Here is a 25,543-nt window from a genome sequence, read left to right on the forward strand (position 1 = left end):
GTGTGGCGGGTTTTCCCGGGACGCCCGGTCGGGTATGGCGGGTTTTCCCGGGACGCCCGGTCAGGTGTGGCGGGTTTTCCCGGGACGCCCGGTCGGGTATGGCGGGTTTTCCCGGGACGCCCGGTCAGGTGTGGCGGGTTTTCCCGGGACGCCCGGTCGCATGTTGCAGGTTTTCCCTTGACGCCCGGTCAGCTATGTCAGCTGCGTTTCCGTCTTACACCCAGTAACTGGGTTCGCGTTTCTTGATCCAGCCGATGACCAAGGACGTCACGGGCACCAGGATGTACTGCACAGCGACTTTGTAGAAGAATCCGACGAGTACGTAGTTGACGAAGCTTCCGAAGTCCGTGATTCCGATGACCGACGCCGCGATGCTGCAGAAGATGAGCGTGTCCACAAATTCGCCCACGCCGGATGAACCCATGAGCCTCGCCCAGAGCGTCTTCTCACCTGAACGGGCTTTCATCCTGACCAGGATCAGTGAGTTGATGGTCTGTCCGGCGAGGAATGCGAGAAGGGAAGCCAGAACGATCTGCGGAACCGGTCCCAGCGCACCCTCGATCGCAGCTTGCTTGGCGGTGCCGTAGTCGTCGTTGAAACCAGGCAGGGCGATGATGATCCAGTAGCAGAGCGACGCGAATGCCGACAGGGCGAACGAGGTGATGATCGCTTTGCGGGCAACCTTGAATCCGTAGATCTCACTCATGACATCGCCAAGAATGTAGGCCAGCGGAAACAGGAAGAATCCGCCGTCAGTGATGATCGGACCGAAGATGACTCCCTTTGCAGCGCCAATATTGGACAGGATGAGCACGACGGCCATGCATGCGAGCATGATGCCGAAGTACGGGGAGCCGACCGATGCGAAACGCGGCGCGGTTTTGCTCAGGGTCTGGGGTTCTGGGGCTGACGTCATCGCTTGTCCGTTCGTAGTGGTTCGCGCAGGCGGCCGGAGGGAAACGGCGCCCCGCTGTATTAGCACTGGCGTGGCTCCGCCCGCGATGCGCGGAACCTCACCCATTCTCGCATCGACAGTTCCCATTTCGACGGTTCCCTGCGCAGTAGGCGTTCGGGGACATCGTGTGTGCACGGAACCGTCGAAACGGGGTGGACTGCTCCGGGGCGTTGGAGGCTCAGGGGAACCGCAGGGAAATCCGGTAGTTTCAGAGGATGAAGCTGGGTACAGCCGTGCTGACGGCCGAGAATCTTGTTGCGGGCTATGGGGAGCAGGCCATATGCGGGCCGCCCGACGTCGAAGTCTTCCCGAGGCAAGTGCTCGGCATGGTCGGCGAGAACGGTGCCGGCAAGTCGACGCTGCTCCGCACCATGATTGGCGCACAAGCCCCCATTGAAGGCGATGCACGCGTGCTTGGCTTGATGCCGGACGACCGCTCGGCCTTGTTCCGCAGCAAGGTTTCGGTGCTCCTGGATGAGGACGCCTACTTCGATTCCCTGACCGTCCGCGAGCACCTTTCCTTGGTGGCGCGTGGGCACGGCGTCGCCAACCCCGAAGGCTCCGTGGAAAGCGAGATCGAGTTCTTTGAGCTCCGAACGGTGGCCGATGCCTTTCCCGACCAGCTCTCTTCCGGACAGCGCCGCAAGCTCCTCCTGGCTTCGGCATTCATCCGGCCTTTCGAACTGCTGGTCCTGGACGAACCCGAGCAAAGGCTCGACACCCGCATGCGCGGCCTACTCGCGCAAAGGATTGCAAAGACCGCAAAGGAAGACGCCGCCGTCGTCATGGTCACGCACGATGCGGACGTCGCCAAAGCGGCTTGTACCCGGGCGGTCATAGTCGACGACGGCGGCGCCCGCGTGGTGGGTACGGACGAGGCCGTGGCGAGGATTCGCCGGTGAGCATGTCCACTGCTGCCGTAGCTCAGCCGGAGTTCGTGGACTTCGATCCCGAGCGTGCCACACGCAAGGTCATTCGCCCGCGCGGCCAGTCTTTGCTTTCAAGGCTCAACGAACTGTATGTCCAATTCTTGACGTTCGGTGTCGGCCTGATCTACGCGACGGGCCTCCTGAACGGGCTGACCTCCGCGGCGTCGCATGGCCTTGGCGGTCATCTGATTTCGGAAAAATATGGAATCGTGCCTGTTGAGTATGGACTCGTTTCCGGGTTCGGGCTCCTCGGCTTCGCAGCCTACTGGGTCGCTGCTCGACTTGGTCCGCTGGCCATCACGGCAAATCAGCGGCATTGGTGGTACTCGCTCGCCATCAACCGCGAACCGCTTCTCGCCCGAGGCTTGCGACGCTCAGTCTGGGCCGCCGCCGTCGTTGGTGCCCTCGCCACCGTTCCCGTGGCCATCGTCAGCGGCTCGAACGCTGCGGTGTTTGCCGGACGAATCCTCGCGGGGGCCCTCACCAGTGCGGCCATCCTCGCCCTGGCCGCCTTCTCGCAGACGCGCTTAGCGGAGTCGCCCGGAGCCGTGAAGCAGAGCCGGGCAACATCGGCGATGTTTGCGGGCGCCTCCGCAGTCTTGGGCGCGATGCTTTTCGGGACACTACAAGGCAACTGGATCTTCGCGGTCGGGCCTGTCCTGGTCTTGATGGCTGCGGCTGTTGGCATGCGGAACAAGCTCTCCAGCGTCCGCACGGCGTCCTTGCTCAAAGCAGGGTCCGCGAGGGGACATGTCCAGGCTGCGTTGACGCTGATGGACACCGGGGAGCTGGGCGCCTCGCTTTCCAGCGGCGGCAAAAGGAGCCGGATCAAGCTCCCGGGCACGCCCCGTACCGCAGCGGGGGCCCTATTCCACGCGGAGGCAACCGTCCTCGCCCGGCAGCCCGGCCGGCTGTGGCGCTGGGGCCTGGGGCTCGCCGTCGTTCCCCTAACCGGGCTGGTCCGGACGTTCGATTCGCCCATCATCCTGCTTCCTGTCCTGCTTGCCGCGGCGATCTTCTCGTCCACCGCAGTGGCCGGGCCGCTCTGGCAACTGCGCATGGCCCCCAGTCTCGACGCGCTCCTCCCAATCTCCAGGACAGCCTCCCGCTGGGTCCACGTCGCACTGCCGGTCATGCTGATGGGGTTGTGGACGACGGCGGCTGCCGGATTTTTCGTGCTGGCGGGCGGCTTCCGGGCGGAGTTGCTCGTCCTGGGAGCAGCGGCAGGCGGCGGCCTGGGAGCTGGCATGCTGCGACGCGCATTCCGCCAGCAGGAAGACCTGACCAAGCTCGTGTACCTCATGCAACTCGGTCGCAGCGGACCCGCCATGCTGGGAACGAGGATCCGAGGCTATGTGCTGAGCCTGTTTGCCTTGGTGCCCTTGGCCTTGGGCATGCTGTTCAATGCTCCGGAGCTCCTGGTGACACCGGCGGTCGTGCTCAACGCGGTGCTCTTGGTGATTGGAGTGACGATGGCGGACCGCCCCTGAGGGTTTCGCGGCCGCGAACTCGCTGGCTTGGCCCGCCATTTCGACGGTTCCCTGCGCACTAGGCGTTCGGCGACATCGTGTGTGCAGGGAACCGTCGAAACGATGCGGGCTGCCCATATGCCTATGCGGCGGCCGATTGCTTTCCCAACGCCCGGAGGACCCGCATCTTGAACTCGTATTCGCGGAAGATCTGGCTCCACTTCACTCGTATGAACGTCCAGCCTTCCTCCGTGAGTGCCTTTTCGCGTTCTCGTTCCGCCAATATCGCTTCATCCGTGGGCTGGAAATCAAAGTATTTGATTCTGCCGTCGAATTCGAGGGCAACCCTTTTGTCGCGCCACGCGAAGTCGAGACGAGATTGGCCCTCGGCCGACAAGACACTCACCTGAAGGTCCGGCGGCTCGATTCGCAGACGGTTCAGGAGCTCCCGGGTGAGGGTTTCGCCCGGGGACTCGGAACGGGCGTCGGCGTCGGCCAAGGCTCGGCGAAGCGACAAGACACCGTTCCTCCCGGCTAGTCCATTGCACATCTGCCTTAGCTTCTCCACGTCTGCCCCTTTTCGCAGGGCGTGGTCCATAAGGATCAAGGACTGCCGGTAGTTCAGCATCAGGCAACAATCCACCACGGTTCGCTCCAGGGACGTGCAGGGGAATCCATCCACGAAGGTGATGTCCTCCGCAGCCAACGTTCGGGTGTGGGCAACTACGTCTTTGCCGTGGGATATGCATGACGGACAGGTCTGCTGGGTGACATGGACGAGATCGTTGACGTCCCAAAGGTACAGCCGGTGCAGCCGCGCACCGGAGGTGTGGCTGTAGACAAAGCCGCCTGTCGACGTCGTAAGTGTTCCGTGTGCATGGGCAGCGATGAGCTGGCGACTGCGCACCCATGGCTTCTGCCCAGCCCAAACGCTGCCCCGGATGTAACAGCCTCGGCGGAGCCGCACCAAGTCTCCGCGCCGCACCAATGCTGTGATTGCACGGGACCCCAGACCGGCGTCCAACAATTCACTGGTCCGCCACAAGTCCACCCCGTCAGGGAGTTTGGCACGGCTTGGTTGAGGCATGGCTCCAGCGTCCATTGCCACGCTGTCCGGCGTACAGACGCCAGCCTTGCTATGTGGAAAACCCCGTTTCGACGGTTCGCCGCTGGTTCGATGTACCGAAACACCGTGTGCGCAGGGAACCGTCGAAACGGGCGGCCGGTGAGCCGGGCGAGCCGGGCGGGAGCGGATTAGGCGTAATACCGCCCCAAGGTCTCGGCCTTGAACTCGAAGAAGTCGCCGGATTCGATGGCAAGGCGGGCATCGTCCACCATCTTCACGACGAAACGTTCGTTGTGGATGGAGATGAGCGTGGCCGAGACCATCTCATGGGCCTTGTACAAGTGGTGGATATACGCGCGCGAATAGTTGGCGCAGGTGTAGCAGTCGCAACCATCCTGCAAAGGTCCGAAATCCGATTTGTAGCGTGCGCCGGACAAGTTGAACCGGCCGGACGGAGTGTAAAACGCCGAGTTGCGGGCCACCCGGGTGGGGGAGACGCAATCGAAGGTGTCGGCGCCGTTTTCGATGGCCGTGAAGATGTCGTCCGGCTCGGAGATGCCCAGGAGGTGGCGAGGCTTGTTCTCGGGAAGTTCCTCGTTGCACCAACGCACAATGGTGCCGAGGTTCTCCTTCTCCAAGGCTCCCCCAATGCCGAAGCCGTCGAACGGCATCCCGCCAAGGTCCCGGCATGCCTTGCGGCGCAGGTCCTCGTACTGTGCTCCCTGGATGACGCCAAAGAGGGCCTGGTACGGCTTCCCCACCCGCTCCAAAGTCAGCCGCTCATGCTCCACCACGCAGCGCTCGGCCCAGCGACGCGTCCGTTCCAAGGATTCCTCCTGGTACCCGCGGGAGTTCTGCAGGGTGGTCAGCTCGTCAAAGGCGAACATGATGTCGGCGCCGATCTGGTGCTGCACCTGCATGGAGATCTCCGGCGAGAAGCGGTGGCGGTCGCCGTTCAAATGCGACTTGAACCAGACGCCGTCCTCGTCCACATGCGCCAGCCGCTCCTTGCCCGGGGCCACGGCGTCGTCAGGTCCGGACGTGTCCACCGAGGTCATGTCGATGACCTTCTTGAACCCCGAGCCAAGGCTCATCACCTGGAATCCGCCCGAGTCCGTGAATGTGGGCCCGTCCCAGTTCATGAATGCGCCAAGGCCGCCAGCCGCGTCCAGGATTTCCGGCCCCGGCTGCAGATACAGGTGGTAGGCGTTGGCCAGCAAAGCCTGCGCGCCGAGCGCCTTCATGGATTCGGGCAGCACGGCTTTGACCGTGGCTTTGGTCCCGACGGCGATGAAAGCGGGTGTCTGGATCTGGCCGTGCGGTGTGGTGATGGTGCCGGTGCGGCCCAGGAATTCTCCGTGCGGACCGCCGTCGCGACGGTTGCCGCCGTCGGCATTCAAAAGGCCCGACGACGGCGGCCGCGCTTCGCTCAGCCGCGCACCCACCTCGAAGGAGAACGCAGACTGCCGGGCCGCGGCGAGTGCGGAAGGACGGGGCTCGGAGCTAGGTCCGGGGTTGGGCAAAGAGGAATCGGCTGGCACCGTTACAGTCTGCCAGCCCCGGAGCGTGAATCGTCAGTGCGAATGCACCTCTGTGGGGTAGTTCTCAGCCTTCCAGCTGTCCCAGCGGGAGCGGATCGAGTCCAGGCTGGAAGCACCCAGGTCGTAGGTCGAAGCGATCACGATCGTGCCGCCGTCGGGCCTTTTCTCCGGAATCACCGGCTGGTCAGCCACAATCAGCAGTCCATCGCCGTGTTCCGCATAGCTGCGCACGGTGAGGCCTACTTGGTGGTTGCTCCGGAACCAGACTTTGCCGGAAAGCGCCTCGCCCGTGGGAAGCGTGAGCGAGTATTCCTCCCCGGGAGCCGGGACGTCGGCCAGGCCGAGTTTCTGGATGCCCGAACCGCTGCCGCCGGGCAGGGAAACAAAATGCGTACGCCGGTGCCCGTGCGGATGGTGTTCCAGAGCGAAACGAAGCTGGTGCAGGAACGTCAGCCAGCCTTGGGTGATGTCCTCGTCCCACTCGGCCCATTCGGAATCGTGGTCCAAGGCAGCCCGCGTCACCCGGACCTCGGTGCCCCCGCTGACCGGGGTGAGTTCGAAGACGTCCCCACCGTTCACGGTGAGGCTTGTGTGGTCGGGAGCCTCGACCACGTTGGCGGTGAAGTAGATCTGGTTGATCTCGTCCCCAAGTTCATCGGCCTCCCAGCCGTGCCATTGAGCCACGAGCGACGGTTCGCGCAGCGAAGTCCAAACTTGCTGCGCGTCGGCATTAACAACAACGCTCAGATTGTTCGTCATGGCCCGAATCTACCGCCGTCCGCGTCAACGCGACAGGTCTTGCGGAATCCTTCGATAGCGCCTAGGTGATGGCGCTCAGGCGCGCACCGCCTCAAGTTCGTTCGCGATCCGCTGATCAAGTTCACCCAGGCTGAGAGTGTTCGAACCGCCGTGGGAGCGCAGGAACAGCAGGGTTTCGAGCCGGAGCAGCCGCCATTCGCGTTCGGCATCCCGGTTGCCGTTGTCGATGGAGCGGAAGATTTCCTTGTCGTACAGGTTCGGCTCGTTGAGCCCGCGCTGCCGGACCTTGGCGGCCATCCGGGCCTTGAACGGGTCCGTCTCCACAGTGTCCGGCGCTTGAAGGAGTTGATCGTAGGCTTCCGCGCGGTCCGTTTGGCCGAGCTCGCGGCAAATGAAGCTGGAAAGTGCGAGCGAACGTTCCACGGACATCCACCGGTCACGGTTTCCGTCGTAGGGGAGCACGTTGAGGATATCGGCCACCGCGAGGGCGCGGTCCGGATCCCGCAGTGCGATGAAGAGATCGTGGGCCAGGTCGCTCAGGTCGCGCAGGCAGCTTCCCGACTTCGTGTTGATGCCCTTCACGAGGCGTTCGCTCAGGACTGCGACGCCGTTCCTGCCGGGGTGCGCCTCGGCAGCGGCGGCAACCACGCCCTCCGGCGGGGCTGTCGGTTCAGGGATCAGCGCGAGTTGCTCGGGACTTGGTGCTGTCGAGGGCATAATCGACGCGCTGACAGTAGGTGCCACCGTGGGCAAAGGAGGTACGACGACGGCGGGAACGGCTTCCCCGGGAGCGTCGCCGCCGTCGGAGGTAACGCCGTCGGGCGCGTCGCCGGGACCCGGTTCCGCAGTCGGCGCCGGATCTTCCTCCGCCAGCGTGTCGACGTCGTCGGGAACGTTGGCCGCTTCGCCAACCGGGACGCTGGACCCGATCGCGATCCGCACCTTCCCGCCGTCGAGCATGGTCGCCAGGATCAGCGCGGGCACGCCGAAATCGTCGTGTTCGAGCTCGATGTGCGTTATTTCCTCCGCGGGACCATCCCCGGGGAGGAACAGGAAGTCCCCGATGTGCAGGGCCCCAGCCTGCTTTTCACGGTACTGCTGGTCGGCTGGGCTGTGAGTCATCGCCAAATCCTTTGGTTCTCTCGGGGTCCGTCCAACAGTCTATAAAACACGGCCCCACAAATCGGGGAGGTGGCTATTACCCGTGCTGCCCCTACTGTCCGACGCCTGCGAAAGCGAGAGCCTGGCGCACCAAGTTGCCGCGGCCGCCGCTGAATTCCTGCTGGACGTCGTCGCTCAGGATCTCCTGCGGCGTCATCCACGTCAGCTCGAGGGCGTCCTGGCGGGGTTCGCACTCGCCAGTCACGGGGATGACATAGACCAGGGACACGGCGTGTTGGCGGTCGTCCGTGAAGCCGGTCTGCGACGGCGCCGGGAAGTATTCGGCCACGGTGAACGGCACGGGACTGACGGGTAGCTGCGGAAAGGCCAGCGGACCGAGGTCCTTTTCCATATGCCGCAAGAGCGCGGCCCGGATGGTTTCGCGGTAGAGCACCCGGCCGGAAACGAAAGAGCGGACCATGGTGCCGTCGGCGTCGCCCTGCAGGAGGGTGCCTACCTCGTTGACGAAGCCGAGTGGATCCAGACGCACGGGAACCGCCTCCACGTAAACCATGGGGAGGCGGCCGCGGGCTTCGAAGAGGTCCTCATCGGAAAGCCAGCCGGAGTAGGGATCAGGGGTACGAACACTCATGGTTAAGTTCTACCCCATCCCTTGCCGTTCCGAGGCTTACGAATCAGGGAGCCAGGAATGCGTCGGGTGATTCCCCGGAGTGAGCGGGGGTCGGGTGATTCCCCGGAGTGAGCGGGCGTCGGTGGTGGGGCCGGTATATGTGAGCGGGCGTCGCTTAGAGGGGGCGAGACACGCTGATTGTGCCGCCGAGCGGGGTCCGGACCGTGAGGACCGAGCCGGCGCGGTCTGCGGTGAGTCCTGCGGCGGCGAGCCGTGCCTCAAGAGCCGCGAGGTCGCCGTCGTACTCGAAAGCCAGGGCTCCCGCTGCCGTCTCCGAAGACTCCCGGACATGAAGGATGCCGCCGTTCTTCGTGCCGAAATCCGCGAACTCCGCGGACACATGCCGCGGCCGTGCGCCGATGTTGCCCAACTCCTGGGCGGCCCGTGGCACCGCCGGGGTGAGCCAGCTCCCGACGACGGCGAGGCCCGGATCCGCTTCGGGGCTGGTGGTGCGGCTGGCAGCCTTGTCCGCGAGGAACGTGAAGCCGTCTTGAGCGGTGATGCGGACTGCCTGGCCGTGATCGGCGTCGAAGAGCTCGGCACGGGTTCCGTCCTCCACGGTGCGCCGAGCGAATTCGGCCAGGTCCCCGACCTCGACGCCGAACACGGTAGTTCCGTCGTCGGGCGAGTCCGCGGCGGTCCGGTGCAACGCAACCCGTCCCGAACCGGCGTCGAACTCCAGCCAATCACCGCGGTCCTCGACGCACACAAGGCCGAGGGCTTCCAAGAGGTGCTTCCAGCCGGCGGGGTCCGAGGTGAACTGGATGGGTCGGACGCGCAGCATGGATCCTCCGGGAGGTGGCTCGGGACGTGAGTCGGGGCAACTCGTGGGCTTTCGTCACAGCCTAGCTGGCACGAGAATGGGGCCATGGCTGTTGAACTTGAAGAACTGATCGTCAAAGACGCTGCCGAATGGCGGTCCTGGCTCGAAAAGAACGGCGCCGATAGTCCGGGCGTGTGGCTCGTGCTGCACAAGAAGGGCGGCAACGTGACGGAATTGGATTACGCCGCGGCCTTGGATGAGGCACTTTGCTTCGGTTGGATCGACGGCCAAGGCAGAAGGCGCGACGACGAGAGCGTCTTTCAGCGCATGACCCGCCGCGGTCCCAAGAGCCCATGGTCCCAACGGAACGTGGGCCACATCGCCCGTTTGGAATCCGAAGGGAAGATGACCGCCGCCGGATGGGCCGCAGTCGACAGTGCCAAGGCGGACGGGCGTTGGGAGGCTGCCTACGCAGGCCAAGCGGACGCGGAAGTCCCGGAGGACCTCGCGGCTGCGATTGCCGCGGTTCCCGAAGCCCAGGCGATGTTCGATGTGCTTACCTCAGTCAACCGCTATTCCCTGATCTACCGCACCAACTCAGTGAAAAAGGCAGAAACGCGGGCCAAGAAGATCGCTGGCTTTGTGGAGATGTTGGCGCGGCAGGAGACCCCGTATCCGCAGAAGAAAAAGCCCGCGGTGGCAGAGTAGCCGGACTTACTCGGGCTTCTCCCGCGACAGGGCGACGATCCAGCCCGGAGTGTCTTCTCCGAGGCCTTGGTCCAACGTCACTCTCGCCTTTGCTGCGGCGATCTGGACCTTGCGGTCCTCCGGGCTCACCGAGGCGGGACGTTGCAAAGGGGCGACAGCGCGGGTTCCAGCCGCTGTCGCAGCTGCCAGGAGCGCTTCCTCGGTTCCCACTCTGAGCAGCGCGAGTTCTTCCGGCGAGGCGAGTTCGCTCCGGCCCAGGATTTCGATGGCCCGCTGGCCCATTTCGGCCTCGGAACGGCTGCGGGACAGCGACGCATCCAGCGCCCATTGAGCGCGGCGCCACCATTCGGACCTGTTATCTGCCCGCGCCTTCTGCCGCAGGGACAAGAGGCCTACAGCCGCGGCAACGATCGCTGCCACAAGGACGGCGAGCGGACTAAGCGCTCCAAGGATCTGCCACCATTCCGGCGGCGGAGCGACCACTGTGACAGGCAACGGAGCCGGGGACGGGTTCACGACTCTAGCGTAGGCCCCGGTACCGACAATTAGCGGATGCGCGCGGCGGCTTCCAGTACCATCCACCCTTGCAGTTGGGTGGAGAGTTCGACGCCGGTGCCCGCCGGGTACGTCTCGGCGGCCGGGCGCTGTGGTTCCGTCGAGAAGACGAGCCAGCCGCCGTCGTCGTGCTTTCCGGAAGTCCGGTTGGCAGCGTTGCTGCGGGTAGTGCGTCCCGCCCACAGCGCCTCCGCGGTATCCAGCACGAGCTGACCGGCAGTAGCGCGAATGGGGGCGGCCAAGCGCTCGTCCGCGGCGGCGAGGGCCAAGTAACGGACGAGGATTCCGGTGAAGAGTCCGCCGTCGCCGGTGCCTTCGCCGCGAAGGACGAGTTTCCCTTGGGTTTCAGGCCCACGGACGGTCAGGTGTTCGGCGATTGAGCCGACCAAGGCGGCAGCCCGTGCCAGGTTCGCATCTCCACCCAGCTCCAAGAGGGCGCCGAACACAGGGCCCTGGTTATACGTGTAGACCTCCCGTGCCAGGACGAGTTTTCCCTCCTGGATCCGGACGCCGTCGAGGTACAGGCCTGTGGTGGGGTCGAAGAGCGTGGCGTCGAGCCAGTCCAACAGGCCTTGGGCCCGTTGCGGCGTGCCGGTCCGGGCGAAGTGCAGTGCTACCGGGGCGGTGGCCGGGGTGTTCTTGAAATCGCGTTTGGTGCTCCAGAAGGTTCCGCCGCCCAAGTCATCAGTGGAGGCCGATTCGAACTGCCGCGAGAGGGTTTCCTGCAATCGGGCGTTGCGTCGGCGGCCGGGCTTGTGCGCCTGCTCGGCGAGGCCGTCCAGGCGCAGGGTGGCGAGGGCCAGCCATGCCATGTCGTCGTAGTAGCTGTTCACGTAGCGAAGGAAATTGCGCAAGCGGATGGTGGTAACCAGACGTGAAGCAAGCGCGCCGGCGCTCGGGCGATCGCCGCCGTCGAACCTGGATCCCGAGGCCAGTTCGCGCAATCCCGCGTCCACCAGGCAATCGACGTAGTGGGCCTGCCACCAGTAGTTCCACGGTTGGAACGGCCGCGGAAAACCTTTGGACGGCAGGACTGACGCCGCGAGATGGGTTCCGGGAAGGAAGAGGAGCGGTCGACCGAAATGCCGGGTCACCGAAAGCGCGGCACGGTTTGCCCGCGCGGCCCAATCCGGAGTTTCGGGCGTGCCGGGCCGTGCGTCAGGGGCGGACATGGTGCCAGCCTAACGCTGTGCACTTGGCTGCAGGACCCTCCCCAGTGCACAATCAAAGTGATTCAGTTAACATGCATTAACGGATTTTGGTTCTGCATCAAGGAGGATGGATGGACATCAAAGGCACGGTTGCGTTGATAACCGGCGGGGCTTCGGGATTGGGGGCCGCAACCGCGCGGCGATTGCTCGACGCCGGAGCATCGGTAGTGCTGCTTGACCTCCAATCCTCTCCGGGGGAGGCTTTCGCCAGCGAACTCAACGCCTCAGGAGCCGACGGCAAAGCCGTGTTCGTCCCGGCAGACGTCACCAACGAAGAGCAAGTGCAGGCCGCCGTCGATGCTGCAGCCGCGCTCGGCCCGCTCCGGATCGTGGTCAACTGCGCTGGCGTAGCCACACCGGGCAAGGTGCTTGGCAAAGACGGTGTGCTGCCGCTGGAGAACTTCACCAGGGTCATCCAGATCAACCTCGTGGGCACCTTCAACGTGATCCGCCTGGCTGCTGCCGCGATGGCCCAAAATGAACCCGTGTCCACCGAACTCGGTGGCGAGGAACGCGGCGTCATCATCAACACGGCCTCGGTGGCCGCGTTCGACGGCCAGATCGGCCAGCCTGCGTATGCCGCGTCCAAGGGCGCCGTTGCCGCGATGACGCTGCCGCTCGCCCGCGAGTTGGCTCGCTCGCTGGTGCGTGTCATGGCCATTGCTCCGGGCATCTTTGAAACCCCGATGCTTGCCGGCCTGCCCCAGGACGCACAGGACTCGCTCGGGCGGCAGGTGCCGCACCCCGCCCGGCTTGGCCGTCCCGCCGAATACGCCAACCTCGTGGCGCACATTGTGGACAACGCGATGCTCAACGGCGAAACCATCCGTCTTGACGGCGCCATCCGGATGGCCCCGAAGTGAGCGAGGCGCACAAGCTGGCACCCGCCGTCGAACGGGTGTCCGGTTCCTTGCCTGATTCCTTGCCTGATTCTCTGCCTGGGGCGGATTTTTTCGATTTCGAAGCGCTCCTCAGCGTCCAGGAACAACGCAAGCTCAACGAACTCCGGGAATTCCTCGCGACGGAGATCGCGCCCTACGCCAAGGACTGGTGGGACAAGGCCGAGTTCCCGGCGCACATCCTGCCCAAGCTCGCGGCCCTTCGCCTGAGCACCCCCACGCACCGCGGTTACAGCAACCTTTTCGCCGGCCTGGTGATCGCGGAAATGACCCGCGTGGATACCTCCATCGCCACGTTTTTCATGGTCCACCACGATCTCTTCGTCGAGGCGCTGTACGAGTTCGGCTCGAAGGACCAGCAAGACCGGTACCTCGACGACGCGTCCAACCTGCGGACCACTGGCGCCTTCGCGCTGACCGAACCGGACCACGGATCCGACGTGGCCGGCGGATTGCAGACAGTCGCGCGCCGAGTCACCGGGAGAGCCGACGACGGCGGGGACTACTGGGTGCTGAACGGCGCCAAGCGCTGGATCGGCAACGGGACGTTCTGCGACCACATGCTGGTCTGGGCCCGGGACGAGGCCGACGGCGCCGTGCGGGGTTTCATCGTGGACGCCACGCTTCCAGGCGTGACCCGCACCAAGATCGAAAACAAGATCGCCTTGCGCACCGTGCAAAACGCCGACATCGTCCTCAAGGACGTCCGGATTGCCGAGGCGGACCGCTTCGCAGGGATCAACAGTTTCACTGACACCAACCACTTGCTGCGCGGCTCGAGGCTCATGGTGGCCTGGCAGGCCGTCGGGCAGCAGCTGGCGGCTTTCGATGTCGCCCGTCAGTACGCGCTCGAACGTACGCAGTTCGGCCGCCCTTTGGCGAAGTTCCAGCTCATCCAGCAGCAACTAGTGGACATGCTCGGCAATGCCGTGGCAAGCATGGGCATGATGGTCCGGATCGCCCAATTGCAGGAGGACCTGTACACGGACAGCAACGGCGTGCGGCACAGGGGCGCCAACATGGCCCAGGTGGCACTCGCGAAGTCCTACTGCAGCGCCCGGATGCGCGAAACGGTGGCGATCGGCCGGTCCATCCTGGGCGGGAATGGCATTGTGACCGATTACCGGATGGCCAAGATCTTTGCCGATGCCGAGGCGATCTACACCTACGAAGGGTCGTTCGAGATCAACTCACTCATCGTTGGCCGGGCCGTGACAGGGGTTTCGGCGATCGTTTGAGGGCCTAGGCGATCCGTCCCGTCGGCAGCTTCTCCCCGGCCTCGACCGCCACGTCGACCGAGTTTCCCGGCACCGGCATGGGGCATGTGCCATAGGGCGTGAAAGCGCTCGGGTAGTTGATGGCGCGGTTGAAGTCCAGCACAACCGACGCCTTACCCTCGGAATCAACGCGGGGGCGCGGGACGGCCAGCTTGCGCCATTCGTCCGTGGTGTTGCCGTTCGTTTCGTCGTGGAAAGTGACCGTGAGCGCGCCGAGCTTCTCGGCCTCGGCGTGCAGGCGGATCTCGTGTGGAAGGCCAGGCGCCCGGAAGACGACCTCGCCCACGGATCGATGCACGCCGTCGACCAAAGGGTTGGCCGTCCCGATGGGTACATCCACCGGTTCGGGGTAGGCCTCAAAACGGCCCTCAAGCACCCAGTCCGGGTTGTATTCATAGGTGGGAACGGCTTCGAACTCCGTCAACACCGGCGAGGAGTTGTCCCTGGTGCGGATCGCGTACTTGTCCGCCCGCATCGCGAGTTCCACCACCACCTGCGTGCCGTCCGAGCCGCCGAACTGCACCCACATGAGCGATTCCTCGTCCTGGAGGGTAGCCGAAACAGTTCCGTCCACAGGGGCTCCGGTCTCCACGAGCGTGAGTCCGTCCGCCGCGCTCGCGGTGAGTGTCGCCGTCGTGCCGTCCGTTGACCAGAGCCCCGGGACGAGCTCGACGGCGGCGGGCGAGGATTCGAGCCACTGGAAGGAAGTGAGGGTCAGCCAGCCGTGGTCCGCTGCGAGGGCGGCGTTGCGGCCGTTGCGGAAACGCTGCCAGCGTTCCAGCTGGGCGGTGCTTGCAGGGGCTGTTGCGCTCATGGTTCCTCCAGCGGCTTGGGCGGTGTCGTTGGCTTAACCATGCACCCGTCGCCGCCATTCCCGGAACCCCGGTGCGGGGCGGACGGGTACGCGGGCGGACCCGGCGACAACATTCGAGACGGATTGCCGCCCCTGCAATTTCTGCGGGTAGGATTCCCTTGAAAATAAAGTAATCCGGCTCACAGTATCCAGCGCAGTGTACGGGCCACACCCAACGCCAGAAGGTACTTTCCATGGTTGACACTGCACATTTCAGCACCGACCTTGCCGCCGAACTGCGGGCCGATGTCCGCCGCGTCTCCACGCTTCTCGGCGAGTCATTGGTCCGCCAGCATGGCCCCGAGCTGCTTCGGCTCGTCGAGCAGGTGCGCCTGCTCACCAAGGAATCCAAGGAAGCCGCCCGCGGCGGCGCTGACGCAACAGGCCCGTGGAGCGCGCACGACGTCGTCGCCCAGGTCCGCGAATTGCTCGCCTCGTTGCCCCTTGAGGATGCCACCGAGCTGGTCCGCGCCTTCGCGTTCTATTTCCACCTCGCGAACGCGGCAGAACAGGTGCACCGTGTCCGCGGACTGCGCACCCGCCAGGAAAAGGACGGCTGGTTGGCCAAAGCAGTGGCCGAGATCGCCGGTAAGGCTGGAAACGAGGTGCTCCAGGACGTTGTCAACGAACTGGACGTTCGTCCTATTTTCACCGCGCACCCCACCGAAGCCTCCCGCCGTTCGGTGCTGGACAAAATCCGCAAACTCTCCGACGTGCTGGCAGAATCCACCCCTGAAGGCACGGCCGCCCGTCGTCGGCAGGACCGCCAGCTTGCCGAAATCATCGACCAGATGTGGCAGACCGACGAACTGCGCCAGGTCCGTCCCACACCCGTTGACGAAGCCCGCAACGCCATCTATTACCTGAGCAGCATCCTCACCGACGCCATGCCGGAAATGCTTACAGACCTTTCCGAGCTGCTGGAGGAGCACGGCGTGGCGCTCCCGGCGCACAACGCCCCCATCCGCTTTGGTTCCTGGATCGGTGGGGACCGCGATGGCAACCCGAACGTCACCGCTTCCGTCACCCGCGAGATCCTGCAGTTGCAGAACCAGCACGCCGTGCGGATCAGCATCTCGATGATCGACGAACTGATCTCCATCCTCTCCAACTCCACCGCCCTGGTGGACGCGGAGCAGGAGCTCCTGGACTCGATCGACGTCGACCTCAAGAACCTCCCCGGCCTGGACAAGCGCATCCTGGAACTGAACGCACAGGAGCCCTACCGGCTCAAACTCACCTGCATCAAAGCCAAGCTCATCAACACGGGCCGCCGCGTATCTGCGTCCAACTACCACGAACCCGGCCGCGACTACGCCTCCACTTCGGAGCTGTTGGCAGAACTGGATTTGTTGGAAGACTCCTTGCGCAAGCACTCCGCGGTGCTGGTAGCCGACGGCGCCTTGTCGCGCGTCCGGCGCGCGATCGCGTCCTTCGGCCTGCACTTGGCCACCCTCGATATCCGTGAGCATGCCGACTACCACCACGACGCCGTCGGGCAGTTGGCGGACCGGATCGGCGTCGGAACTCCCTACGGCGAGTTGACCCGCGCCGAGCGTTTCGAGCGGCTGAGCGCGGAGCTGGCTTCGCGCCGCCCCCTGTCGGGCCACCCCATCAAGCTCGACGGCGACGGGGACCGCACGTACGACGTCTTCCGCAGCATCCGCCACGCCCTCCAGACGTATGGGCCCGACGTTGTCGAAACCTACATCATTTCCATGACCCGTGGCGCGGACGATGTCCTGGCCGCCGCAGTGCTGGCCCGGGAAGCCGGACTGATCGACCTGTTCGGTGCGGCTCCGTATGCCAAGATCGGCTTCGCCCCGCTCCTGGAGACGGTCGAGGAGTTGCGGGCCTCGGCCGAGATCGTGGACCTGCTGCTCTCCGACCCGTCCTACCGTTCGCTGGTCCGGCTGCGCGGGGATGTCCAGGAGATCATGCTGGGATACTCGGACTCCAATAAGGAATCCGGCGTCATGACCAGCCAATGGGAGATCCATAAGACCCAGCGGAAGCTGCGCGATGTAGCCGCCAAGCACGGCGTGAACGTCCGGTTGTTCCATGGCCGCGGCGGCTCTGTGGGCCGCGGCGGCGGACCGACCTACGACGCCATCATGGCCCAGCCGAACGGAGTGCTGGAAGGCGCTATCAAGTTCACCGAGCAAGGCGAAGTCATCTCGGACAAGTACTCCCTGCCGGAGCTCGCGCGCGAGAACCTGGAGCTTTCCCTGGCCGCCGTGATGCAAGGCTCTGCGCTGCACCGCACGCCGCGCACGTCCGATGACGAGCGGGAACGCTTCGGCCATGTCATGGAGATCATTTCCGACGCCGCCTTCGCCCAGTACCGTGCGCTGATCGACGATCCGGACCTGCCTGCGTACTTCATGGCCTCGACGCCGGTGGAGCAACTCGGTTCCCTGAACATCGGCTCGCGTCCCTCCAAGCGCCCCGACTCCGGGGCCGGCCTCGGCGGACTCCGTGCCATCCCGTGGGTGTTCGGCTGGACACAGTCACGGCAGATCGTGCCCGGCTGGTTCGGTGTGGGCTCGGGCCTGAAGGCTGCCCGCGAGGCAGGCAACACTGCCGAGCTCGCGGAGATGATGAAGCGCTGGCACTTCTTCCGTTCCGTGATCTCCAACGTGGAGATGACCCTTGCCAAGACGGACATGGACATCGCCGGGCACTACGTGTCTTCGCTGGTTCCGGAGGAGCTGCACCACTTGTTCAAGGCCATCCGGGCTGAGTACGATCTCACGGTCGCCGAGGTGGAGCTCCTGAGCGGCGAGACCGAGCTCCTGGAAGCGCAGCCTACCCTGAAGCGTTCCCTCGAAATCCGCGACCAATACCTCGACCCCATCAGTTACCTGCAGGTTGAGTTGCTGCGCCGCGTCCGCGAAGCTTCCATTTCCGGAGCCGAGATCGACGAGCGCCTCCAGCGGGCCATGCTCATCACCGTCAACGGAGTGGCCGCCGGCCTCCGCAACACCGGCTAGCAGTCGCTTCCCCTCCGACGCTCGCTCACTTATGTGGGCGTTCGCCGGAAACGCTCCTTCACATCGGGTCCGTAATCCACCACGATCGCCATGCGGGGAACGCCGTCGTCGGAATACGGCAGGGTGCTGACGGGGACGCCATAGAGGTGCGAGAGCTCGACATCGGTCAGCAGCTCGGCAGCGGGGCCGGCGCGCGCGCCGGTTCGGCCCAAGAGGACCACCTGGCTGGCAAGGTGCATCGCGTGGTCCGGATGATGCGTGCTCAGAAGCAATGCCATGCCGTCGGCCATGAGTTCGCGCAGGAGCGTCAAGACCCGCACTTGGTTCTTCAGGTCGAGTCCGGTGACCGGCTCGTCGAGGACCAGGAGAGGCGAACCCGCGGCGATGGCTCTGGCGATCAGGACCAACTGCTGCTCACCGCCGCTCAAGGTAGGGAAGAGCCGATCCCGGAGCTCGGCGGCGCCCACCCGTTCCATTGCGTCCAGGGCTGCGGCGCGATCGGCATTGCCCGGCGTGCGGAAGACTCCCACATGCCTCGCCCGCCCCATCAACACCATGTCTACGGCGCGGTAGGCGAAGGCGGTCCCATGTGCCTGCGGCACGAACCCCGCGCTCTGTTCCCGGAGAACCACACCTTCGACGGGCGTCAGCAGCCCGGCAGCGCACCGGACCAAGGTGGTTTTGCCACTTCCGTTGGGTCCCAGCACCGCGGTTGCCTCGCCCGCGGAGACCCTGAAACTCACGTCCCGAAAGACCCAGTTCCCCGGGGTGTAGCCAAAGCCCACCTGCTCCAGCTCAAGCACTCTCCCAGATCCTCTCCCGGTTGCGGCGAAGGAGCAGGAAGAACACGGGGGCGCCGATCAGCGCCGTGAGGACGCCCAGCGGTATTTCGCCGGCTGTCGCCGTGCGGGCCACGGTGTCCACCAAGACGATGTAGGCGGCGCCGAGCAGGAAGGACACGGGAAGCAGCACCCGGTGGTCGGGCCCAACCCACATACGGGCAAGGTGCGGAACCACGAGCCCAACCCAGCTCACCGCACCACTGACGGCCACGGCTCCGGCCACGATCAGGGCCACCGCAAGCAGCACCACCCAGCGCAGCGGCCGCGGCCGCACGCCCAGGGCCGCGGCATCGTCGTCGCCCAAAGAGAGCACATTGATCCGCCAGCGCAGGGCCAGGAGTACGACGGCGCCACCCAGGATGGGGATCACGGCCACCAACACTTTGGTGAAGGTGGCTGTGGCGACGCTGCCGAGAAGCCAGAACACGATGGCGGGCAGGGTGGTGTTCGGATCCGCGACATACGTCACCAGCGCGACGAGGGCCGAGAAAAACGATCCGGTGACCACGCCGCCCAGCACCACCATCAGCATCGGTGTCCCTCCACGGCCCGAGGTGATCAGGAATAAGGTTGCGAGGGCGATCAAGCCGAACGCAAAAGAGCCCGTGACCAGGAGCGCGGACTCCAGGCCCAGGAGCAAGGCCAGCGCGCCACCGAACGAGGCCCCGGCTGAGACGCCGATGATTTCCGGGCTGACCAGCGGATTCCGGAAAACGGCCTGCAGGGCTGCTCCGCCGAGCGCCAGGCCGCCGCCCACCAGTGCGGCAAGCAGGATCCGGGGCATCCGGACAAGCAACACAACGTTCTGTTCCGTGCCGTTTGCTTCGTTGGGAAGCGGGGCCAGCCGCGAGGCCAGGATCTCGACGACGTGCCCGAGCGGAACGCCGTAACGGCCCACGGCGAGCGCCAGCAGCGCTGCCGCGACAAGGAACAGCGCCGCCAGGCCGATGGGAACGACGACGGCCGGTTCGCGCCGCTGGTCCCGCGGCGCCAGCCGGGTTGCTGCCCGCGTGGGAGGAGTACGACGGCGCGGGCTGCTTAGGCCGGCGCGGTTCAGGCCGCGTTGCTTGGGTTCGTTGCGGCGGGGGAGGCGGGGAGGGCTGGTTTCATCAAGCATTGAATTGCTGGTAGTTGGCGGAAGCGCTGTTGTTGGAGGTCCAGAGGATTTTGTTCAATTCCTCGGCCGTGGGCTCGTGGTTATAGAGGAAGCGGAAGTAGTCGCTGACCTTGCTCCGCAGGGGAGATTTGTCCTGGGGGAAGGCGATATCGGCGAGCCAATGCCACATAAGGGGCGACTCCTGCCCGGGCGGATCCCAGCGGTACCCGCCGAGGGGCACTTTGTAGACCCGGCGGGACCGCACGGCGGAAACGCCCTGCCACACGGGGTCGGAGTAGATGTCCGAGGGCATCGCATTGTCGAAGTTGCCGAGCAGAATGACCTCAGGATCCCACTTGAGCACCTGTTCCACGTCCAAGCCGATCATCCCCGATCCGGGCAGCGGGTCCTTTCCCGTGGCGGGGTTGGTGGCCCCGATGAGTTTGATGTAGAAGTCGTTATAGCTGTTGGCCCCGGCAACTTTGAGGCCGCCCGTGAACCTGTTGAAGTACAGGATGCTGGGGCCTTTGCCGGTACGTGCGGCCGCCTGCGACTTGATGGCGGCCAGCTCCTGGTCGCTCCGTGCCTTGATCTGGACGGCGCGCTCGGGTTTTCCCAGTATTGCGGCGAACATGGCGATCCACGCGTCCACGTCTTGTTGCGTGCCTGTGTTTTTCAGGCCAATGACGGTAAGCCCGGCTTTCTCCAGCGGCTCGACCAGTTGCGTATCCGACCACTGGATGACGACGTCGGGATTCAGGGCACGCACGCTCTCCACGTTCGGAGTGAAGTCCTGGGCGGCGATGTCGTGCGGGATGTCCAGGGCGTGGGGAAACATGGTCCCCATGACGCCGTCGCGCATGGCCACCCACGAAACGTTGTGCATCGCGGCCAAATGATCCGGGCTCTGGTCGACGGCTACAAGCAGCGATGCCGCCGGCATCGGGATGGTGACGACCCGTGTGACGGGACGGGCAAAAGTTGCTGTCTTGCCGCGCTGGTCCGTGACGCTGATAGCGGAAGCCGACGGCGGTGCGGACGCGGAAGCCGGCGGCGGAGTAGAGGCGACGGAACCGGCCGGGCCGCCGCATCCGGCAAGGAACGCGGCCGAGCCACCAGCCACTAGGACCTGGAGGGCCGTGCGGCGGTCCAGCTCGGAGGTTCCCATGGTCTGACCCCTCTGTGCGTCGCTCTTCAGAGCATGCGCTCGTAGGGTTTGGGTGTCAACGACTTTGCGCCCGCGAACGAGTGCTAATCCCTTGTTCAGGGTCTGCCCCGGTGCTACTTTCAAAAGACCCTTGAAGAAGGTGGCCACGCGATGATCGTCGATGGTGCGCAGCTGTTTGTCCGCTACGCTTATCCGCCGAATGCCCGGGGGAGCTGCGGGCCTCCGGACAGCGACGCGCTGCTTCACTATGGCCAATCCGGCGTCACCGATCAAGGACTGCGGCAACTCGCCAAGGGCTTCGCGGGGGCTTGGCCGTACCTTGAACTCATTGCGGGTTCCACCGGTATTGCTGATCCGCTTGATGCCCGCGTCGTGGAGGCCTATTGGGTAGGCAACAGACTGCTGGATTCTGTCGGAATCACGAACATCGGCAACTCGATGGAAGATCGATTCCGGGCTCGTACCGGCCGGCAATTCCCGCACTTGGTTGAAGGCGTCCTGGCGGGCGGAGTGCCGCACCACAGCTTCCACGTGTTTGAAATCTACCCCTGGCTGGGCCTGCTCCGGGACGAGCGACGGTACGCAACCGCTTTGAACGTGCTCGACCGCTGCCGGATCCGGTGGGGCGAGGTCTTGGCCATCACCGGCGACGAAGCCGTGGTCAGTTCGAGGCCGCTCGTGTGGGACGGAGTGGCGTTGGGCGTTGGTGAACCGGTCGTGGAGTCAGCGAAGTTTGCCGTCAACGGAATGGGGTTCATCTCCGGACTGGGCGTTGGCGACACCGTCACGCTGCACTGGGATTGGGTGTGTGACCGGATCACTCCGCATCAGCTCCAGCAGCTGAAGCATTTCACGGCCCGCCATCTCCAGATCGCCAACACGGGTGTTGAACACCGCGGCGCGGCGATCGCGCTCGAACACTAACCCTCGACGGCGGCCTGGCTGGTTCCCGCTTGCGGCTCCCGTGGCTGGCCCATGAGCTCCAGGCCGCCGAGGGCCTGTTCCGCGCCCGCGGCATCCACGCGCTCCAAGGCGAATCCCATATGGATGAGGACCCAGGTCCCGGGTTCCAATGGACCGTCGTCCAGGAGCCCTACGTTGATTTTCCGGTGCACGCCTGCCACGTCCACCAAGGCGAGCTGGTTGCCGTAGCCCTCGAGAAGCTCGATGACCTGGCCGGGTATTCCGAGGCACATGGGTGCTCCCTCAAGCCGTTACGGGTGGGACAAGGTGCGCATGGCGGGCGAGGAGGGAAACGACGGCGGAAACGGCCTCGGGCACTGCGTCCGACACCGGCTCCGACAATCCGATCCCCTCGCTCAGATCTTCGGGTACGCAGCCCACGACGTAGGTGGTGGGCAATTCGCCGCCGAGCGTACGAAGCCGGCCCAGCACGGCTGCGGGGTTCATGCCGTGCGGGTCCAACGCCGCGCGACCATCGAGATCTTCAGGACGGATTCTCAGCACCCGGATGCTTCCCGGCCCGGAGCCTGCTTGCCCCCCGCCTTCTTCAAGGAGCGCAGGCTCAGCCGGCACTGCGTCCACCAGGACCAGGACATCCACGTCGTCGAGCAAGTCGTAGGCCAAATGCATCCCGCGAATGCCGTAGTCCACCACGCGGACATCGGACGTGGACAGCCTGGACTCGGACGCCAGCCGCCGTGCCACCTCGGGGCCGAACCCGTCGTCGCGCAGGAATATATTGCCCACGCCCGCCACCAGGATCCGGGCTGCCACCTGCGGAGCAGGCGCGGCCGACGCTTCACCACGCACTGGGTTCACATCTGGCGCACTTTGATGTAGCGCTGGATATCCGGGATCGAACGAAGCCCCACATACACGGCGCCAAGACCCACACCGGCCAGCAGCCAGACTGTTGCCATTCCAATTACCCTCATCACGGGCCTTCCTTTCCCTCCTGCGTTTCGGGGTGGCTGCCGGGCGGCAGCGGTCCCAGCGGTTCAAGCTCATCGGGCGCGTAGTAGAAGGACCTGCCGTAGCCTTCGTGGAGGTCAGCTGCGGGGTCCTGCTCAAGCACCAAACCCACATGGGTGCTGCCGTCGACGTCGAAATGCACGCTTGTTACCCGGCCGGTTTGCCCGGCGAAGAACAGGTCTTGCGCATCGGCCCGCCTCCGGGGATTGACCCTCACCCGGCTGCCCCGAGCCACCGGAACACCATTGATGACGACGACGTCCGCTTCCGGCTTGACTCTCGCTTCCGCCTCGGGCTCCCACCATGGGAGGTCGGCGGCGTCGGGAGCGGCGGCATCGGTCGCAAGGGAATGGGGGTTGCGCAGGATTCCGTGGAGTTGCTGCAGTTCCTCAGGGGCCATCTCTTCGCAGCGGTCGATGATCGCCGCCGCGCGCGGGTCAGTGGCCCTGGCCTCGGCCTTTTCTTGATCCGTGAGCGTCAACACGCGAAGCGTCAGGATTTCGTCGATCTCGGTGGAGTCGTACAAAGGGACTGAACTTTCCGGTGCAAGCGCGGGGTGGTCATAAAGAATGATGGGCGAGACCAGCAGTACATCGCGTTGGCCCTCCGGACCCGCAAGCACGGGCCAGCAACGGTATTGCGCGCACGATTGCGCAGCCTTGAGTGCCTCGTCCGGCGGTTCAAGCAACGAAACGAAATCCGCATCATCGGCGCTCAACAGCAGGTGGGTTCCGATGAATGAGTTGGCGATGGCGTCCTGCTTGCCGATCGGCTCCGGCAACGCGCTGGCATTGTTCACCGCGGTCACCCGCAAACGCACCAGTCCGCTTCCGACGTCGGTGGCGGCCAGCTGGACTTCGCCGTGGAGCGCACGACGGCGGCGCACCAGCCGGCCTGCCAGCGGCACCGCACCCGCGGTGCCTGGATCCGCGCCGACCGCGGCCAATTCCTCGACCTCGGTGCCTCCGGCGATTTCGACGGCCAGCACCAAAGGTTCGTCGATCAGCTCAGCCACGGAAAACGGCCCGAGCGCAACCTCCTGCTCAACAGCCTCGTCCCAACTCAGCCAACGTTTGGCCCCGATGGTGAGCTCATCGACGGGACTGAACCCTCCGCTGTCGTCCGCTTTTTCCGCCGTGCGGGCCTGCAGCTGGAGGAAGCGGAGGTGGGCCTCCACTTCGGCCAGCGGACCCGGTCTGAGGAGGCAGTCGGCGAACATCTCCGGCTCTTCACCCGTCCCGGCCAGCGCTGCCCCCGGCGGCCCGAGGATCCCGAACTGCCAGCGGGACTGGTTCTTCTGCGAGGATGCGCGGTAGGGGTACAGCAAATAGCCCTCATAGAGGACGGCGTCAGCGACGGCGCGTGCAAGGCTCAAGCTCATGTTCATGGCAGGGGCTCTCCCGCCACGGCCGCCCTGCCGGTAAGCAACTCCTCCACCGTCGCATCCCACGAGGTCAGACCCCGCGCCGATTTGTACCCCGACAGGGCCGCCAAAACCCCCCGGTCCAGGCGGATCCACCCGGCGTTGGGGAAATACAGGTCCATCAACTTCCGCCACGCGGCGACAGGCAAACGGTACGACGCCTCGAGGTCCCATGGCACCTGTTCCACGCCGAATCCCGTGCTGCCCTTGGTGAAAACGGTGCCGGAGAACAGGAACTCGAGCGGGATCTCGCCGTCGCGCAGGGCGTGGAGGTACTTGGAGGCGGCCACGTCGAAGTCAAAGGTGCACGGCAGGGGGAGGTCGACGTCGGCGGCGCCGCTGAATCCCTGCACCATGGTGCTGCACTGCAACCACAGGAAAGACTTCAAGGTGGTGGGCCACCGGCCGCGCTCGCCGAACAAGTCGAGCAGGCCGGGCTCCTCCTCCGGCGCGTAGCCGCGGCGCTGGGGGAGGATGCGCACTTGGCAGCGCAGGGCGATGGCATGTACCTCGGCCCCCGTGGATTCTGTCACCCGCAACCGGGCCGTCAACTGTGGAGAGGCGGCGTAGGGCTCGGGCTGGAGGTCCAGCACGGTGAAGGCGAGCGCTGTCATTGCCGGCCTCCCGGTGCGGACACACGGCGTCCGTCGCGGCCCCGTTTGTCCTCGTGAAGGGGCTTGCTTCGCGAGCCGAGCCGTTCGAAGAATCCGGCGAGCTGCTCGCGGGCCTCTTGGCCGCCGTCGAACCCTCGCCAGACGCGCCGGAGGTGCCCGACCAGTTCGTAGCACGCGTCGACAGGGACCAGATGGCAGTCGGCCTGCGGACGATCGGCACCCGGGCCACGGATCAGGAGGGCTTCGGTGTCCGGAGCAGCCACGGAAAGCGCGGGATTGCGGGCCAGCAGGGCGTCCCAAGCGTTGAGGGGAAGCTCGGATTCCGTAGCGCCCGCGGGACCGGGATAGAAGGCGACCGTCCGGTCAAGCTTGGAACTCCGGAAGAAGAAAGCCAAGCCCACGGGAATCTCCAGCTCGTCCCACTGGCCTGGACCCAACTCGAAGTCAGGGAAGGAGAGATACCTGTCCGGAACGGAGCGGTATCGCAAGTGGGCCGTGCTGTCGGTGAAGAGGAGATAACAGGGGCGGCAGGTGCACATCATGGCATGGCTCTCAATGTCCACCACATGCTGATGCTCGTCCGGTATGGGCTCCCCGCACATCTCGCAGCGCTCGCCGACGACAGGAGCTGGCCTGGCAGAGGCAATCTTCCGCAGTAAGGCAACCGGCAAGCCGTTCGCGCTCGTTCCGGCCAT

26 protein-coding genes are annotated in these 25,543 nt (G+C 65.1%); 7 read left to right on the forward strand and 19 right to left on the reverse strand.

Features of this window, described 5'->3' with window-relative positions; all coding sequences use genetic code 11:
• Positions 1-214 precede the first annotated feature (214 nt).
• On the reverse strand, positions 215-916 hold the full coding sequence (locus tag J2S96_RS19490) for a queuosine precursor transporter (protein ID WP_306867346.1): 702 nt from the start codon (positions 914-916) through the stop codon (positions 215-217).
• A 254-nt stretch (positions 917-1,170) separates the two neighbouring features.
• Between J2S96_RS19490 and J2S96_RS19495 the strand changes: the two genes are divergently transcribed.
• Together J2S96_RS19495 and J2S96_RS19500 are read left to right on the forward strand one after the other, a co-directional pair.
• Positions 1,171-1,857 (forward strand): ABC transporter ATP-binding protein, encoded by a 687-nt coding sequence (locus J2S96_RS19495; protein WP_306867349.1) that lies wholly within the window; start codon positions 1,171-1,173, stop codon positions 1,855-1,857.
• Positions 1,858-1,859: 2 nt separating this feature from the next.
• Complete coding sequence (locus J2S96_RS19500) at positions 1,860-3,374, forward strand: DUF6297 family protein (RefSeq protein ID WP_306867428.1); 1,515 nt, start codon at positions 1,860-1,862, stop codon at positions 3,372-3,374.
• 121 nt (positions 3,375-3,495) lie between these two features.
• On the opposite strand, the gene J2S96_RS19505 is transcribed toward J2S96_RS19500, so the two are convergent.
• The 6 genes from J2S96_RS19505 to J2S96_RS19530 all read right to left on the reverse strand — a co-directional run bounded on the left by J2S96_RS19505 (position 3,496) and on the right by J2S96_RS19530 (position 9,295).
• The gene (locus J2S96_RS19505; protein WP_306867353.1) at positions 3,496-4,440 is read right to left on the reverse strand and encodes a type IV toxin-antitoxin system AbiEi family antitoxin domain-containing protein; all 945 of its coding nucleotides are present in this window, start codon (positions 4,438-4,440) and stop codon (positions 3,496-3,498) included.
• Between the two features lie 167 nt (positions 4,441-4,607).
• Entirely contained in the window at positions 4,608-5,942 is a 1,335-nt protein-coding gene (tgt, locus tag J2S96_RS19510; RefSeq protein ID WP_306867431.1) for a tRNA guanosine(34) transglycosylase Tgt, read from the reverse strand.
• Between the two features lie 51 nt (positions 5,943-5,993).
• Positions 5,994-6,719 carry an SRPBCC family protein gene (locus J2S96_RS19515; protein WP_306867356.1) on the reverse strand — a complete coding sequence of 242 codons (726 nt, stop codon included), beginning with the start codon at positions 6,717-6,719 and terminating at the stop codon, positions 5,994-5,996.
• Between the two features lie 75 nt (positions 6,720-6,794).
• Positions 6,795-7,841 (reverse strand): DUF6707 family protein, encoded by a 1,047-nt coding sequence (locus J2S96_RS19520; protein ID WP_306867359.1) that lies wholly within the window; start codon positions 7,839-7,841, stop codon positions 6,795-6,797.
• Between the two features lie 91 nt (positions 7,842-7,932).
• The gene (locus J2S96_RS19525) at positions 7,933-8,472 is read right to left on the reverse strand and encodes an NUDIX hydrolase family protein (RefSeq protein ID WP_059388553.1); all 540 of its coding nucleotides are present in this window, start codon (positions 8,470-8,472) and stop codon (positions 7,933-7,935) included.
• Positions 8,473-8,626: 154 nt separating this feature from the next.
• A complete protein-coding gene (locus J2S96_RS19530; RefSeq protein ID WP_306867363.1) occupies positions 8,627-9,295 on the reverse strand; it encodes a VOC family protein in 669 nt (222 codons plus the stop codon).
• 84 nt (positions 9,296-9,379) lie between these two features.
• Here J2S96_RS19530 and J2S96_RS19535 point away from each other — a divergent pair, with 84 nt between their 5' ends.
• On the forward strand, positions 9,380-9,982 hold the full coding sequence (locus J2S96_RS19535) for a YdeI/OmpD-associated family protein (protein ID WP_306867366.1): 603 nt from the start codon (positions 9,380-9,382) through the stop codon (positions 9,980-9,982).
• A 6-nt stretch (positions 9,983-9,988) separates the two neighbouring features.
• Here J2S96_RS19535 and J2S96_RS19540 read toward each other — a convergent pair whose 3' ends face one another.
• Positions 9,989-10,498, reverse strand: coding sequence for a hypothetical protein (locus J2S96_RS19540; RefSeq protein ID WP_306867369.1), 510 nt, complete (start codon positions 10,496-10,498; stop codon positions 9,989-9,991).
• Positions 10,499-10,527: 29 nt separating this feature from the next.
• Positions 10,528-11,709 (reverse strand): glycoside hydrolase family 76 protein, encoded by a 1,182-nt coding sequence (locus J2S96_RS19545; RefSeq protein WP_306867372.1) that lies wholly within the window; start codon positions 11,707-11,709, stop codon positions 10,528-10,530.
• 110 nt (positions 11,710-11,819) lie between these two features.
• Between J2S96_RS19545 and J2S96_RS19550 the strand changes: the two genes are divergently transcribed.
• Together J2S96_RS19550 and J2S96_RS19555 are read left to right on the forward strand one after the other, a co-directional pair.
• A complete protein-coding gene (locus J2S96_RS19550) occupies positions 11,820-12,611 on the forward strand; it encodes an SDR family NAD(P)-dependent oxidoreductase (protein WP_306867375.1) in 792 nt (263 codons plus the stop codon).
• 35 nt (positions 12,612-12,646) lie between these two features.
• Positions 12,647-13,885 carry an acyl-CoA dehydrogenase family protein gene (locus tag J2S96_RS19555; RefSeq protein ID WP_306867433.1) on the forward strand — a complete coding sequence of 413 codons (1,239 nt, stop codon included), beginning with the start codon at positions 12,647-12,649 and terminating at the stop codon, positions 13,883-13,885.
• A 4-nt stretch (positions 13,886-13,889) separates the two neighbouring features.
• Here the strand turns inward: J2S96_RS19555 and J2S96_RS19560 are convergent, their stop codons facing one another.
• On the reverse strand, positions 13,890-14,738 hold the full coding sequence (locus J2S96_RS19560) for a DUF1684 domain-containing protein (RefSeq protein ID WP_306867377.1): 849 nt from the start codon (positions 14,736-14,738) through the stop codon (positions 13,890-13,892).
• Between the two features lie 233 nt (positions 14,739-14,971).
• On the opposite strand from J2S96_RS19560, the gene ppc reads away from it, so the two are divergent.
• Entirely contained in the window at positions 14,972-17,770 is a 2,799-nt protein-coding gene (gene ppc, locus J2S96_RS19565) for a phosphoenolpyruvate carboxylase (protein WP_306867381.1), read from the forward strand.
• Between the two features lie 29 nt (positions 17,771-17,799).
• On the opposite strand, the gene J2S96_RS19570 is transcribed toward ppc, so the two are convergent.
• The 3 genes from J2S96_RS19570 to J2S96_RS19580 are packed head-to-tail and all read right to left on the reverse strand — an operon-like array spanning position 17,800 to position 20,876.
• Positions 17,800-18,573 (reverse strand): ABC transporter ATP-binding protein, encoded by a 774-nt coding sequence (locus tag J2S96_RS19570; RefSeq protein ID WP_306867384.1) that lies wholly within the window; start codon positions 18,571-18,573, stop codon positions 17,800-17,802.
• On the reverse strand, positions 18,566-19,729 hold the full coding sequence (locus J2S96_RS19575) for a FecCD family ABC transporter permease (protein WP_306867386.1): 1,164 nt from the start codon (positions 19,727-19,729) through the stop codon (positions 18,566-18,568). Before J2S96_RS19575 ends, J2S96_RS19570 begins: the two co-directional genes overlap by 8 nt.
• The gene (locus J2S96_RS19580; protein ID WP_306867389.1) at positions 19,722-20,876 is read right to left on the reverse strand and encodes an ABC transporter substrate-binding protein; all 1,155 of its coding nucleotides are present in this window, start codon (positions 20,874-20,876) and stop codon (positions 19,722-19,724) included. The genes J2S96_RS19575 and J2S96_RS19580 overlap by 8 nt, the downstream gene beginning before the upstream one ends.
• A 150-nt stretch (positions 20,877-21,026) precedes the next feature.
• On the opposite strand from J2S96_RS19580, the gene J2S96_RS19585 reads away from it, so the two are divergent.
• Entirely contained in the window at positions 21,027-21,800 is a 774-nt protein-coding gene (locus J2S96_RS19585; protein WP_306867392.1) for a DUF6390 family protein, read from the forward strand.
• On the opposite strand, the gene J2S96_RS19590 is transcribed toward J2S96_RS19585, so the two are convergent.
• The 6 genes from J2S96_RS19590 to J2S96_RS19615 are packed head-to-tail and all read right to left on the reverse strand — an operon-like array spanning position 21,797 to position 25,543.
• Positions 21,797-22,072 carry a HypC/HybG/HupF family hydrogenase formation chaperone gene (locus tag J2S96_RS19590; protein ID WP_306867396.1) on the reverse strand — a complete coding sequence of 92 codons (276 nt, stop codon included), beginning with the start codon at positions 22,070-22,072 and terminating at the stop codon, positions 21,797-21,799. The two genes, J2S96_RS19585 and J2S96_RS19590, sit on opposite strands and share 4 nt — an antisense overlap.
• A 10-nt stretch (positions 22,073-22,082) precedes the next feature.
• Positions 22,083-22,658, reverse strand: coding sequence for a hydrogenase maturation protease (locus tag J2S96_RS19595; protein WP_306867399.1), 576 nt, complete (start codon positions 22,656-22,658; stop codon positions 22,083-22,085).
• Entirely contained in the window at positions 22,655-22,774 is a 120-nt protein-coding gene (locus J2S96_RS19600; RefSeq protein ID WP_370873174.1) for a DUF6893 family small protein, read from the reverse strand. The genes J2S96_RS19595 and J2S96_RS19600 overlap by 4 nt, the downstream gene beginning before the upstream one ends.
• Positions 22,774-24,198 (reverse strand): hypothetical protein, encoded by a 1,425-nt coding sequence (locus tag J2S96_RS19605; protein ID WP_306867403.1) that lies wholly within the window; start codon positions 24,196-24,198, stop codon positions 22,774-22,776. Before J2S96_RS19605 ends, J2S96_RS19600 begins: the two co-directional genes overlap by 1 nt.
• Positions 24,195-24,848 carry a DUF6084 family protein gene (locus tag J2S96_RS19610; RefSeq protein WP_306867406.1) on the reverse strand — a complete coding sequence of 218 codons (654 nt, stop codon included), beginning with the start codon at positions 24,846-24,848 and terminating at the stop codon, positions 24,195-24,197. The genes J2S96_RS19605 and J2S96_RS19610 overlap by 4 nt, the downstream gene beginning before the upstream one ends.
• Positions 24,845-25,543, reverse strand: a complete 699-nt coding sequence (locus J2S96_RS19615; RefSeq protein ID WP_306867409.1) for a DUF5947 family protein — start codon at positions 25,541-25,543, stop codon at positions 24,845-24,847. The genes J2S96_RS19610 and J2S96_RS19615 overlap by 4 nt, the downstream gene beginning before the upstream one ends.

The sequence above is a fragment of the Arthrobacter bambusae genome, from assembly GCF_030812595.1.
Taxonomy (GTDB): domain Bacteria; phylum Actinomycetota; class Actinomycetes; order Actinomycetales; family Micrococcaceae; genus Arthrobacter; species Arthrobacter bambusae_B.

Bases quoted from the DNA above. Each gene is read 5' to 3' on its own strand.
- J2S96_RS19575 (WP_306867386.1), bottom strand. From the start codon at position 19,729: ATGCTTGATGAAACCAGCCCTCCCCGCCTCCCCCGCCGCAACGAACCC.
- J2S96_RS19550 (WP_306867375.1), top strand. From the start codon at position 11,820: ATGGACATCAAAGGCACGGTTGCGTTGATAACCGGCGGGGCTTCGGGA.
- J2S96_RS19515 (WP_306867356.1), bottom strand. From the start codon at position 6,719: ATGACGAACAATCTGAGCGTTGTTGTTAATGCCGACGCGCAGCAAGTT.
- J2S96_RS19545 (WP_306867372.1), bottom strand. From the start codon at position 11,709: ATGTCCGCCCCTGACGCACGGCCCGGCACGCCCGAAACTCCGGATTGG.
- J2S96_RS19505 (WP_306867353.1), bottom strand. From the start codon at position 4,440: ATGCCTCAACCAAGCCGTGCCAAACTCCCTGACGGGGTGGACTTGTGG.
- J2S96_RS19615 (WP_306867409.1), bottom strand. From the start codon at position 25,543: ATGGCCGGAACGAGCGCGAACGGCTTGCCGGTTGCCTTACTGCGGAAG.
- J2S96_RS19600 (WP_370873174.1), bottom strand. From the start codon at position 22,774: ATGAGGGTAATTGGAATGGCAACAGTCTGGCTGCTGGCCGGTGTGGGT.
- J2S96_RS19560 (WP_306867377.1), bottom strand. From the start codon at position 14,738: ATGAGCGCAACAGCCCCTGCAAGCACCGCCCAGCTGGAACGCTGGCAG.
- J2S96_RS19580 (WP_306867389.1), bottom strand. From the start codon at position 20,876: ATGGGAACCTCCGAGCTGGACCGCCGCACGGCCCTCCAGGTCCTAGTG.
- J2S96_RS19520 (WP_306867359.1), bottom strand. From the start codon at position 7,841: ATGACTCACAGCCCAGCCGACCAGCAGTACCGTGAAAAGCAGGCTGGG.
- J2S96_RS19490 (WP_306867346.1), bottom strand. From the start codon at position 916: ATGACGTCAGCCCCAGAACCCCAGACCCTGAGCAAAACCGCGCCGCGT.
- J2S96_RS19500 (WP_306867428.1), top strand. From the start codon at position 1,860: ATGTCCACTGCTGCCGTAGCTCAGCCGGAGTTCGTGGACTTCGATCCC.
- J2S96_RS19585 (WP_306867392.1), top strand. From the start codon at position 21,027: ATGATCGTCGATGGTGCGCAGCTGTTTGTCCGCTACGCTTATCCGCCG.
- J2S96_RS19535 (WP_306867366.1), top strand. From the start codon at position 9,380: ATGGCTGTTGAACTTGAAGAACTGATCGTCAAAGACGCTGCCGAATGG.
- J2S96_RS19605 (WP_306867403.1), bottom strand. From the start codon at position 24,198: ATGAACATGAGCTTGAGCCTTGCACGCGCCGTCGCTGACGCCGTCCTC.
- J2S96_RS19495 (WP_306867349.1), top strand. From the start codon at position 1,171: ATGAAGCTGGGTACAGCCGTGCTGACGGCCGAGAATCTTGTTGCGGGC.
- J2S96_RS19525 (WP_059388553.1), bottom strand. From the start codon at position 8,472: ATGAGTGTTCGTACCCCTGATCCCTACTCCGGCTGGCTTTCCGATGAG.
- J2S96_RS19530 (WP_306867363.1), bottom strand. From the start codon at position 9,295: ATGCTGCGCGTCCGACCCATCCAGTTCACCTCGGACCCCGCCGGCTGG.
- J2S96_RS19590 (WP_306867396.1), bottom strand. From the start codon at position 22,072: ATGTGCCTCGGAATACCCGGCCAGGTCATCGAGCTTCTCGAGGGCTAC.
- J2S96_RS19610 (WP_306867406.1), bottom strand. From the start codon at position 24,848: ATGACAGCGCTCGCCTTCACCGTGCTGGACCTCCAGCCCGAGCCCTAC.
- ppc (WP_306867381.1), top strand. From the start codon at position 14,972: ATGGTTGACACTGCACATTTCAGCACCGACCTTGCCGCCGAACTGCGG.